Genomic DNA, 12,301 nt, shown 5'->3' with positions numbered 1-12,301 from the left:
CGTCCGATGCTGCGATTTGTCACGCAGGGAGTTGGGTGAATCGGGGGTGAAGGACGTCGTGAGGGCATCCGCTCCGATTGTCGTGAGAGGTGCAAAGGCCTTATCGAGCGATCACGCCCGCGCGAGTGAGTGCTCTTCGGAGCACCAGGACCGCACCGGCGACGACCGCTTCCCCCATTAGACGCGCTACCAGAGTCATAGCGAGAACGGGCATGACCAGGTGCTCCGGAGAGAACACGGGTAGCGAAACGAAGAACAAGCATGCTCCGGCGGTGATCGCACCAAGAAGTACCCGCCCAGCTGAAACCGGGACCGTCCGTTTCCATAGCAGAACCACATCGAAAGCAATTGCCGCAGCGAGCATCGGGATTGCCGACAAAGGTCCTAGTGGAGAGACCGCAGAAATCAGCAGCCCGGTCACGAATGCGGTAACCGTCGCCATGCCGGGCACTCCGGTAACGAGCCTGGCGAGGAAGGGGAAAATGTTGTGGACACCCGCGACCGCAGCGTACGCGGGCGGTGCGGAGATGGCCAGTGCAGTCGTTACAGGCACAACGGCAACGAACAGTAGTGCTTGGAGTGCACCGAAGGCCGCACTCACAAGGAGCGAGTTAGTAGGAACTCTTCTGGCATTCGAAAGCTCTTTCCGCACCGTTTGAGCCTAGCTACGGTTGACCGGCGTTCCGGCATCGAAGATCGGCTACTCAGCCACGATGACTTGTCGTGTGCGGGTGGGACAGATCTCATTCATAGAAGACGAATGCATAAATCATGAGCGCGGCACCCGCAGCGAGGACGACTGCGAGAGCGATCTGCTTGAGCCGTGTCACAAAGAGGCTTTCCATCCGGTAGTGCCGTTCCATGCGACGCCGTCTCCGGCGCTGCCGTCGCCGATGCGCTGATGACAGTTGAGTCGGAGGTGAGCCGTGCGATTCTCGACTAGGGATGTCGGTCAGCATTCGAGTTCCCTTCTGCGGTAGCGGCCAGTCTTCTCTGGTCTTCTCGGGGTGGCACTAGCCGGTGGGCGCCTTCGAGCGTCTTGAGCTCGGGTGCGTTACGAGGATGGAGTCGAGACGGCGGAAGCAATCACAGGCAGGGCCCACGCCGCATTGATGACCGGCCGTTGATAGATCCCCGCCCGCGGAGCCGTGGCCGAGTCGGGACTGATGGAGTATGGGCGTTCTGCATCGGTCACGATGATCGAACCCCTTCTTCGGTGTGAGCGAAATGTGAGTGCCTGCGTTGGCTCATCACCATTCCTAGCGGGCATCGGCCACCGACCCGCAGGGTTTTCATCCTCGATTCACCCTGTCGACGACCCTCGACCAACTCGTCGGAGACCCAGGGTGACAGCGGGGTGAAATCGCTCGTACTGCCTCCAAGACCACGATAGGAACGTCATAAGTAAGTAAGGAGCGTGACCGCGCTCCCAGAGGGAAGGTGCCGTTCTCCGTGTCCACGAAGAAACCTGCAACGATGACCGACGGATTCCAGGCCGTTCCCCTGACCGATGAGACCGTGACCACATCGGGAATCAAGCGGCGCACGGTGGTGAAGGCAAGTGCATGGGCCGTTCCCGTAATCGCCGTAGCCGTGGCCACACCGCTTGCGGCCGCATCAACCACCACGCAGACACTCGAGTTCACGCAGCCTTCGTACCCAGGTGATCGCTGCGGGGTGCTTACCGGCGTCCAGGTGCGGGTTGCCGACGACGGTACGGCAGCGGCAGGGGTCACCGTGACGGTCACGCTCGACGACGGGTATACATTCGCCGATGGGTCCACCAGTCACACTGGTGTCACCGGGGCATCCGGCCTGCTCACATTGCCGGATATCAACGTGCCGGCGGCGGGCGGGAACACCGTACTCACCGCAACATCGGGCGCCAACTCTGTTTCCGCACCGGTCACTGCCCCCGTCGCAGGCGGGGCCATCTTGAACGGCGCCACGGGCACGACTCCGACCCCTGACGGGCTCCCGATCGTCGACGTCGCCTTTTTCCTCGACCCTGCCGGCAACCGCATCGGACGTGTTCTCACCACCGATGGCAGCATCTGGCAGTACAACTTTGAAACAGGCGCGTGGCGCACGGCCGCTGTTGGCACCTACCCGGGTGCGGCCTTCTATGACACCAAAGCCTCAGGCCCGGTCGGCGGAACCATCGTCGCCGGTGGCTCCAGCATCTTGAATGGTCTCACCGGTGCAGTGCCGACACCCAACGGGCTTCCCATCCTTGACGCCACGTTCTTCGTGGATGTCGACGGCAACCGCATCGGACGCGTCCTCACATCCGACAACAGCGTGTGGCAGTACAGCTACGAAACAGGCGCGTGGAGCGAGATCACAAGTCACCGTATGGCGGGCGCGGCCTTCTACGATTACGACGTGGTGAATGGCTCTGCCGGTGGGATCATTGCGAGTGATTCCGCCATCCTGAACGGCGTCACCGGAGCGACCCCGCCGCCCAACGGGCTTCCCATCCTTGACGCCACGTTCTTCGTGGATGTCGACGGCAACCGCATCGGACGCGTCCTCACATCCGACAACAGCGTGTGGCAGTACAACTATGAGACAGGCGCATGGAGCGAGATCGCCAACCACCGCATGCCTGGCGCTGAATTCTACGACTACAAGTCGGCGAACGGCACATTCGGTGGCATCATCGCCGGTCTGGAGCCATGCTGAGTTCACTCTTCGCGCAAGGGAGCGCGCGGGCGAGTTCGTCGTCCACATGTGGGCGGAGCTAGGGCATGACATCGTTGGCACTTGCACTGCTGCCGGTAGTGCTCGCTGCGGTCTTTGTCACCGCTGGGGTGTTGAAGCTTCGCAGACCGCAAACGGTGGTGACTGCGCTGACAAACTTCGGGGTCCCTGCCGTGTTCCGCACGCGGTCTACAGCGCTGGCACTAGCAGTGGGAGAGATTCTCCTCGGGGTAGCCCTGGTGACCACTCGAGGATGGGTGTTCTTCGTTGCTGGCCTCGTCACAGTCGCTGCGACCGCGGTGTTCGTCGCCATCACCGCACGTGCGGTGATGCGAGGAGAAAACTTCGACTGCGGCTGCTTCGGTGCAACGCAATCGCCCCTGGGTCCCGCCGTGGTGTGGCGGAACGCTCTCTTGTTATCGGCCGCACTCGGGACCGCCTTCTTAGGCATTGGGAGCTTCCCGGGCGTGGCGGCAGCGATCGGAGTGTTGGACCAGGGTGATCTTGCGTGGCTTGTCGTTGTCTTGTTGCTCGCGTCTCTCACCGCTACATTCACGCTCTCGGTTCGACGGCCTCTCACCGGTGGGGCGTCACCTAGTCAGCCGGGAGACTTAACGGGAACGACGTTGCCTGATCTCTACTTCGCCACAAGCGCGGATGAACCAGTGCGGCTGATGGATATGCTCGATCGACCGAAACTCATCACGATCGTCCGACCTGGCTGCCATTCTTGCTCTGCCTTGCTCGACAGCAGTGACGACGTTCGCAAACAGCTCCCGTCATCCACCGACATGCTTCTCATCGTCGCCGGGGACAAGGACAGCTTCGTTAAGGAGCATCCGGATCTCGCGCCTTTCAGCCTTTTTGGCGGGTGGACACTCGCCGGCTATGTACGGGTGTCTGCCTATCCCGCAGCAGTTCTTGTGGGTGCTGGAGGGGAGATTCTGGCGGATCCCGTCGCGGGTACGGATGCCGTTCAGGAGCTCGTCGAACGCTCCACTTTACTTCTCCATCCTTCCGTGTAGGGGTGCGAAGTCGCCGTCTGATTCCCCGCTAGGATCGAGCTACCGCTTGGAACGCTGGGGAAGTCCGTTAGTGGCGATTCCCGGCAACTGCCACCGCAGTTGCTCATCATCTTTACGTTCCGTTCCGGAGTAAAACAGTGGTCGTCCCAGATCGTCAGTATCAGTCCCTCTCGCCGTCCACTGTCTCGGGTGGTCAAGCTCCGCCCCAACCGAACGACCATCCAGACGTCATCATCGCGCTTTCCGATGCGATGGAACGCGGAGATTTCGATCAGGCGACAGAGATCGTGCGTGACAACTGGGCTCCACTTCTGCGCTCGGACTACAGCGAAGTGCAGACCGCGCTGGAACGTCTGCCAGCCGCAGAACTGCGCAGTCACCCGCTGCTTACGATGCTGTTGGCAACCACGTATAACGGGATCCCCCGCTACCGGGTGAAGGGTCTTCGATACTTCGCTATCGCCAGTCACGCTGCAAATGCGTCGGCAACAAGGCTGAACCCGCTCGACCACGCCTTCATCCTTTCCACCCAGGCTGCTGCTTTTCGGTTAGTCGGTCGGCCCGCACTGGGGATCAAACCAGCCAGGAAAGCGATCAGAATTCTGGATCACCTCCGTGAGCCCGAACGTCGTAGCATCCTTGAGCTCCCCCGCTTGTACTCGCAGTTGGGTATTTCGCTCTACTACGCGGGGCAGACAGACGCTGCTCTCGATGCGTTCGAGAAGGGTCTCGCTGAGGCACCCCCGGTCGGACCATCGTCTGCCTTCGGCAACCTGTCCATGCTGGCGGGGATTCATGCCATACGAGGAGATCTCCAGGAGACTGATCACGTTCTTGCGATAGCCCAAGAAGATCGTTGGACCGACCAACAGCGCTCCTGGTATGTCGGCACCTTCTACCGTCTTGGCGAAGCGCTATCTGCACTGGAACGCTTTGACGCTGCCGCAGCACGGGAACACCTATCTGCGATGGTGCACGATCGTAGAACGATCGAGCACTGGGTGAGCATCGGAATCACAGAGGCTCTGACGGATGCGGTGGAAGGCTATCCGGGGCGAGCTCTCTCTGCTCTCGAGGCACTCGCGGTGCTACGCGGAGGAGAGGGACGATCCTCGAGAACCAGAGCTAATCTGGCCACCACTCGGGCGCTGCTCCAGCTTGCGGCAGGCAAGGCGGACGCAGCGAACGTGATACTGAAACGCGATGCTCCGAGTGGGCCGTACAGGAGCATCGGTCGCGCACGGGTCGAGTTGGCGTTAGGCCGACACGGCACAGCGCTGAGGGAGCTGCAGCGGATCGCGGGGGCCACCCTCACCTCGCGCCAACTGGCCGAAGCGCTCGCCATCGAGTGCGCAGCCCTGATGAAGATTCCCGGCAGTCCCCGCATGCCGGGGCTTATCGATCAGCTCGGCTCACTGCTAGAACGTACCGGTCAGCGTCTCGCGATCGCAATGCTGCCCTCGGCAGACATGGCGCACGTGGTCGCAGGCCTTTGTAGCAGCGGCTACAGCAGGCTGTTCGACGGCATCCCCATCCGCGCGATCGTTCCCACAATCAAGCCGGATGCTTTGCTGAGCGAACGCGAGATCGCAGTTCTCCGCGTTCTTGTCACCACCAGTTCCGCGTCACAGATCGCTGCTGAACTCACCGTGTCCAAGAACACTGTGAAAACCCAGCTCAAAAGCCTCTATCGAAAGCTTGGAGCCTCCAGCCGGGATGAAGCCCTCGCTATAGCCGTGGATCGCCACCTGATCGTCGAGAATGACGAGTAGAGGATACGAGAGGCTCTCAGCTCATAACTCGCTATCCCTTGCCCTCCAATCGTTGTGACGAGCGTTTGCAGCGGACCGTCTTCTGCTGTTGGGAGTCACCAGTCGGCTGCAAGGCGACGAAGGGCGAACCCGTGTGACGACAGTTTCCGTACCGTTCTTCTTGCCCCTGTACGATGTGCGCCGCATGCAGTACGCCGTCATCCCGCGGCGGACATGCGGATTGAGGGAGTGAAGATGGCGAAGATCACCAAGGCCGTGAAGTCGGCGAACGCTGCATTGGATGCCGCGGCTGAGGCCGCGAAGGACGCCAAGCGGCTGAGCAAGACGCTCCCGAAGAAGGACGCGAAGAAGCTCCGCGCCCTCGCAGACGACGCCAAGGACGTCTCGAAGGCGAAGAAGAAGAAGGTCGAGAGCAGCCCCCGCAAGGTCGAGAAGAAGGCGGTCGCCGCGATCGATCGCATCGAGAAGACCGCGGACAAGATCGAGAGCAAGCTGGCCGCGAAGGCCGACGCCGCCAAGAAGCTGCAAGCCGAGGCTGCGAACAAGGCGGCGAAGGCAAAGAAGGCTGAAAAGTCGGCGAAGGCCGAGACGGTCGTGAAGCCCGTTTCCAAGCCTGCTGCGGAGAAGCCTGCGACTAAGCCGGCCGCGGCGAAGCCCACTGCCGCGACAAAGCCCGCTGCTGCAACCAAGCCCGCCGCCAAGCCTGCTGCGGCGCGCACCGCGGCACCGAAGGCCACTGCACCCGCAGCATCCGATCTGTCGACTCTCACCGTCGTGCAGCTGCGCGCACGCGCCGCCGCCGAGGGCCGCACCGGATTCTCCCGGCTCAACAAGGCGCAGCTGATCACCCTTCTGTCGGCTTGAACCCGCCGATGCAGGAGTATCTCGACCACTCCGGCGACGCGACCGCCTCGCGTACGTTGATCGACATCCTCCGAGCATCCGCCGAGCAGCATCCGCAGGCATCGGCACTGGAAGACGCCGACGGCGCCCTGAGCTACGCCGAGCTGCTGGCGCTCGTCTGGCAGACCGCCGCACGCCTTCGCGAGAACGGCGTGGACAAGGGCGACCGCGTCGGCGTGCGAATGCCGTCTGGCGACCGCGAGCTCTACATCGCGATCCTCGGGATCATGGCCGCCGGTGCCGCCTACGTGCCCGTCGACGCCGACGACCCTCAGGAGCGGGCGGAACTCGTCTTCGGAGAGGCCGGCGTCGCCGGCGTGATCACCGGAGCAGGAGTCTACGAACCGCGGGCGTCCGCGGCATCTGAGACGACGAGAGCTCTCTTCGACGGCGACGCGCCCCACCCGAGCTCGAGCGCGATCATCACCGCGCCCATGCCCACGGTCGACGACGACGCCTGGATCATCTTCACGTCCGGCTCGACCGGTGTGCCAAAGGGCGTCGCCGTCACGCATCGCTCCGCGGCGGCCTTCGTCGACGCAGAGGCGCGCCTCTTCCTGCAGAATGCACCGCTCGGTCCGGGTGACCGGGTGCTCGCGGGCCTCTCCGTCGCGTTCGACGCGTCGTGCGAGGAGATGTGGCTCGCGTGGCGCTACGGTGCCTGTCTCGTCCCCGCGCCCCGCGCGCTCGTTCGTTCGGGAGAAGACCTCGGGCCTTGGCTCCTCGGCCACGGGATCACCGTGGTCTCCACTGTTCCGACGCTGGCCGCACTGTGGCCTCAGGACGCCATTGAGAACGTCCGCCTCCTGATCTTCGGGGGAGAGGCCTGCCCGCCCGAACTTGTCGCTCGCCTCGTCTCCGAGGGCCGCGAGGTGTGGAACACCTATGGTCCGACCGAGGCGACGGTCGTGGCATGCGCTGCACTGCTCGACGGCGAAGGTCCCGTGCGCATCGGACTGCCGCTGGACGGATGGAACCTCGCCGTCGTGGATGCGGACGGCAACCGCGTCGCAGACGGCGAGGTCGGCGAGCTGATCATCGGAGGTGTCGGTCTCGCCCGGTACCTCGACCCCGCCAAGGATGCCGAGAAGTACGCGCCTATGCCGTCGCTCGGCTGGGAGCGCGCCTATCGGTCGGGCGACCTCGTGCGCGCCGATCCCGCAGGTCTGCTGTTCCAGGGCCGTGCCGACGACCAGGTGAAGGTCGGCGGACGCCGCATCGAACTCGGCGAGGTCGAATCGGCTCTGCAGGCGCTGTCTGCCGTCTCCGCCGCCACCGTGGTCGTGCAGCGTTCGGAAGGCGGCGTGCCGCTGCTCGTCGGCTACGTCGTCCCTGCCGAGGGCTTCGACCGCCAGACCGCCCGCGCCGAGCTCGCCGAGACGCTGCCGGCGCCGCTGATCCCGCTGCTCGCCGTGATGGACGACCTCCCGGTGCGCACGTCAGGCAAGGTCGACAAGGCCGCGCTGCCCTGGCCGCTCGAAGACACAACCGGCTCGGACTCCTCGCTGTCGGGCACCGCGGCGTGGCTCGCCGAGCAATGGCTGGCCGTGCTCGGCATCCGACCCGCCGATGAGAAGGCCGATTTCTTCCAGCTCGGCGGCGGCTCCCTCGCCGCCGCGCAGCTCGTCTCCCGCATCCGTGTCCGCGCTCCCGAGTTCACCATGGCCGACGTCTACGATCTGCCGAAGCTCAGGCAGATGGCGGATGCCGTCGAAGAGGAGGCCTCCGACGAGGACGACGCGGCCGCGACCTTCAGCACGGCGCATCCCACGCCGAGGATCATGCAGTGGGTGCAGAGCGTCGCGGGTGTGCCGCTGTTCATCCTCACCGGCATCCGCTGGACGCTGTGGCTGCTCACCGGCAGCTGGCTCCTGCAGCTCGTGCCGGGATTCGAGTTCCTGCCGGACGCCCCATGGTGGGTCATCGTCTTCGGTCTGCTGATCTTCGTGATCCCGTTCGGACGGATGGCGGTGTCGGCCGGCCTGTCCAGGCTGCTGCTCGCGGGAGTGCGACCGGGCGACTACCCGCGTGGGGGAGGGGTGCATCTGCGCCTCTGGCTGGCCGAGCAGATCGCCCACCAGATCGATCCGGTGGGCCTTGCCGGAGCGCCGTGGGTCACCTACTACGCACGCGCTCTCGGTGCCAAGATCGGACCGAACGTCGATCTACACGCGCTGCCGCCGGTGACGGGCATGCTCGTCGTCGCCGAGGGCGCGGCGATCGAGCCAGAGGTCGATCTCTCCGGGTACTGGATCGACGGCGACACCGTGCGCATCGGCGGCATCCGCATCGGTGCCGGTGCCACGATCGGCGCGCGGAGCACCCTTGCCCCCGGTACGAAGATCGGCCGCGATGCCGAGATCGCCCCTGGTTCGGCGGTGTTCGGCCGCGTCAGGGCCGGCCAGCGATGGGCGGGCTCTCCCGCGGTGCGCGTGGGGGGAACATCCAGCCCGCTGGCGCCGGAGCGTCCGCTCGCTCCCCGCAGATGGCTCTGGGTCTACGGCCTCTCCTCCGTAGGCCTCGCCCTGCTTCCCTTCATCGCCTACGGCGTCGGCGTGCTCGTGATCGCACAGGCGATCCGGGGATCCGAATCCCTTCTCGCCGCCCTCCCTGTCGTCGCCGCATGGCTGGTTCCTGCGACGCTCGCAGCCGGTCTCACTCTCGCCGCGCTGGTGGTGCTGCTCACCCGGCTGCTGTCGATCGGCCTGAACGAGGGCATCCACGCCGTCCGCAGCCGCGTCGCATGGCAGGCGTGGTCGACCGAGAGGCTCCTCGACTCCGCCCGCACGATCCTGTTCCCGATCTACTCGAGCCTGTTCACGCCGATCTGGCTGAGGATGCTGGGCGCCAAGGTCGGCCGCGAGGTCGAGGCGTCCACGGTGCTGCTGATCCCGTCCATGACGACCATCGACGACGGCGCGTTCCTCGCCGACGACACGATGGTCGCGGCTTACGAGCTCAAGGGCGGATGGATGCGCATCGATCGTGCGCGCATCGGCAAGCGCGCCTTCCTGGGCAACTCCGGCATGGCCGGTCCCGGTCACAGGGTGCCGCGCGACGGTCTGGTCGCGGTGCTCTCGGTGGCGCCCGAGAAATCGAAGCCGGGGTCATCGTGGCTCGGCTCGCCGGCGATGAGGCTGCGCCGCGTTGTCAACGACGCCGACCTCGAGCGCACGTACCGGCCGCGCGGCGCACTTCGCGTCGCCCGCGCCCTGTGGGAGCTGTGCCGCATCGTTCCCGTGGTCGTCAGCTGCGCTCTCGGCGTCGCCGTCCTGTTCGCGCTCGCCGCGATGATCGGGACATGGGGGCTGGTGGCGACCGTGGTGCTCTCCGGCGCCGTCATCATGCTCGCGGGCCTGCTCGCGGCGTTGATCAGCACGATCGCGAAGTGGGTCATCGTCGGGCGCATCCGTCCCGGTGAGCACCCGCTCTGGTCGAGTTTCGTCTGGCGCACCGAGGTCTCCGACACCTTCACGGAGATGCTCGCCGCACCCTGGTTCGCGAATGCGGCAGCGGGCACGCCGATCCTCGCGATGTGGCTGCGTTCACTCGGTGCCAAGGTCGGCCGCGGCGTCTGGACCGACAGCTACTGGCTTCCGGAGCCCGACCTCGTCACACTCGGCGACGGGGCGACCGTGAACCGAGGATGTGTGGTTCAGACGCATCTGTTCCATGATCGAGTGATGAGCACCGACACAGTGACACTCGAAGCGGGCGCGACCCTCGGACCGCACAGCGTGATCCTGCCGGCTGCCTCGATCGGCGCCGACGCGACCGTCGGACCCGCGTCCCTGGTGATGCGCGGTGAGACGGTTCCGGTCGGCAGCCGCTGGAGCGGGAACCCGATCGGACCGTGGCGAGCGGTCAAGGTCCGCGCATACCAGGCTGCCGACCTGTGAGCGGCGACCCGTACGTCGCGCAGAGCGGCGACGCGAACATCAGCGTCGACCACTACGAGCTCGAGCTCGACTACAAGGTGACGACCAACCGCCTCAGCGGCACAGCGGTCGTGCGCGGGCACGTCCGCGCCGCGACCAGCGCGCTGTCCTTCGATCTCGTCGGGTTGCGCGCCTCTCGTGTGCGGCTCGATTCCGGCAAATCGGTGCCGTTCCGCCAGAGCGATCGGAAGCTCCGGGTCTCCCTCGGCACTCCGCTCGCCGCCGGAGACGCATTCGCGGTGACCATCGCCTATGCGGGTGCTCCGCGACCGCGCCGGTCCCGGTGGGGGACGATCGGCTGGGAAGAGCTGGAGGACGGCGTGATCATCGCCTCGCAGCCGACGGGGGCGCCGACCTGGTTCCCGTGCAACGATCTCCCGTCCGACAAGGCGACCTACCGGCTGACGTTCACCACCGATTCCGCGTACACGGTGGTCGCGGGCGGTACCACCTCGCGCTCGACCCGCGGCGGCAGGACGACGTGGATCTTCGATCGCGACATCCCCACGGCCACATATCTGGCGACCGTGCAGATCGGCCGATACGTCGCCACGCCGCTCGAATTCGCGGGTGTCGTGGGGGAACTCCATTACCCGCGGGCGCTGGAGAGCCGGGTCCTGGCGGATTTCGCCGACCTGCCGGAGATGATGAGGGTGTTCGAGGAGACGTTCGGCGCCTATCCGCTCCCCGACTACCGTGTCGTCGTCACCGAGGACGAACTGGAGATCCCGCTCGAAGCACAGGGTGTCGGCATCTTCGGGGCGAACCACGCCGACGGCGAAGGCGGTTCGGAGCGACTGGTCGCCCACGAGCTCGCGCACCAGTGGTTCGGCAACAGCGTCGGCCTCGCGCAGTGGCGCGACATCTGGCTGAACGAGGGGTTCGCCTGCTACGCGGAATGGATCTGGTCCGAGCGTTCCGGCGGTGCCAGCACGCACGACGAGGCCGTGGCGCATCACCGGCGCCTCGCGAGCCTCGACCAGGACATCATCCTCGGCGAGCCCGGTCCCGATCTGATGTTCGACGACCGGATCTACAAGCGCGGCGCGCTCACCCTCCACGCCGTGCGGCTGACCGTCGGAGACGAGTCGTTCTTCCGGTTGCTGCGCACGTGGGCCGAGCGCTTCCGGTGGGCGACCGCGACGACGGGCGACTTCATCGCGCTTGCGGAGGAGATCACCGGGGCGCCGCTCGCGGAGCTGTTCCATGCGTGGCTGGATGCCGCGCCGCTCCCGGCGCTGCCTCGTTCGCAGCAGCTACGACCGCGACGCTGACGATGTGATCCGGAGGGCCCGGCGCAGGAGCGACCTCCATGCGCTCGAGGCGACCGGGAACGTGGACGACCCGACCGCCAGGGAGCATCGGGGAGCGCTCGCCGAATGCGACGTCCGCAGGCGGTACGCGCAGCCCCCGCCCATCTGCCTTGACGGAGGCCTCGATCTCGGTCCACTCGCGCAGCCCTGGCGGCTCGTGCGGTGCGAACAGGTGCGTGAGTTCGCGCATCGGCGAGTCGACATCCGACGTGCGGCGCTCGATGTCGATGCCGACGGCCGATGCCGCATCCAGACCCACGACGGCAGCGACGACCATGTCGCCGGCGTAGCTGAGGCTCACAGCGAACGGCGCTCCCTCGACTCGGGGGCGGCCATGGTCGCCTCCGCATCGGTCGCACACGCTCTCGATTCGAACGGCCCCGGCCGACGGCCCGTGCACGAGCGCGGAGAGGAGTCGTCGTCCGGTGGCGAATCGGCGCGCCCGCACGGCATCCATGCTGTCGTGGCGGATCCTCTGCGACGGCCCCAGCACACGCACGGCGCCGAGAAGGTCGGCGTCGTCCACCGCGACGGTCCAGGCGATCCGCACCGGACCCAGAGCGGCCTCCTCGATCTTCACGCCTTCAGCGTAGGCCGCCCCGAGCGCCCCGAGTCAGGAATCCACCAACGGTTAACCCGCCTAGACT

The 12,301-nt window shown here is 65.7% G+C and carries 7 protein-coding genes; 6 read left to right on the top strand and 1 reads right to left on the bottom strand.

Annotation, left to right across the window (positions count from 1 at the left end; translation table 11 throughout):
• The first annotated feature begins 1,476 nt into the window (after positions 1-1,476).
• The 6 genes from ACNPNP_RS03085 (at position 1,477) to ACNPNP_RS03060 (ending at position 11,615) form a co-directional block, all read left to right on the top strand.
• Entirely contained in the window at positions 1,477-2,685 is a 1,209-nt protein-coding gene (locus ACNPNP_RS03085) for a hypothetical protein (RefSeq protein WP_448964596.1), read from the top strand.
• Positions 2,686-2,750: 65 nt separating this feature from the next.
• Positions 2,751-3,728, top strand: a complete 978-nt coding sequence (locus ACNPNP_RS03080) for a MauE/DoxX family redox-associated membrane protein (RefSeq protein ID WP_448964595.1) — start codon at positions 2,751-2,753, stop codon at positions 3,726-3,728.
• 137 nt (positions 3,729-3,865) lie between these two features.
• Complete coding sequence (locus ACNPNP_RS03075) at positions 3,866-5,500, top strand: LuxR C-terminal-related transcriptional regulator (RefSeq protein ID WP_448964594.1); 1,635 nt, start codon at positions 3,866-3,868, stop codon at positions 5,498-5,500.
• 234 nt (positions 5,501-5,734) lie between these two features.
• The gene (locus ACNPNP_RS03070; protein WP_448964593.1) at positions 5,735-6,364 is read left to right on the top strand and encodes a hypothetical protein; all 630 of its coding nucleotides are present in this window, start codon (positions 5,735-5,737) and stop codon (positions 6,362-6,364) included.
• An 8-nt stretch (positions 6,365-6,372) separates the two neighbouring features.
• Positions 6,373-10,302, top strand: coding sequence for a Pls/PosA family non-ribosomal peptide synthetase (locus ACNPNP_RS03065; RefSeq protein ID WP_448964592.1), 3,930 nt, complete (start codon positions 6,373-6,375; stop codon positions 10,300-10,302).
• The gene (locus tag ACNPNP_RS03060; protein ID WP_448964591.1) at positions 10,299-11,615 is read left to right on the top strand and encodes a M1 family metallopeptidase; all 1,317 of its coding nucleotides are present in this window, start codon (positions 10,299-10,301) and stop codon (positions 11,613-11,615) included. Before ACNPNP_RS03065 ends, ACNPNP_RS03060 begins: the two co-directional genes overlap by 4 nt.
• Here the strand turns inward: ACNPNP_RS03060 and ACNPNP_RS03055 are convergent.
• Positions 11,518-12,234, bottom strand: coding sequence for a 4'-phosphopantetheinyl transferase family protein (locus ACNPNP_RS03055; protein WP_448964590.1), 717 nt, complete (start codon positions 12,232-12,234; stop codon positions 11,518-11,520). The genes ACNPNP_RS03060 and ACNPNP_RS03055 overlap by 98 nt on opposite strands.
• Positions 12,235-12,301 lie beyond the last annotated feature (67 nt).

The organism is Microbacterium xerophyticum (assembly GCF_053543555.1).
Note: the sequence above shows the minus strand (reverse complement) of the source record. Positions and strands in the feature narration are given on the sequence as shown.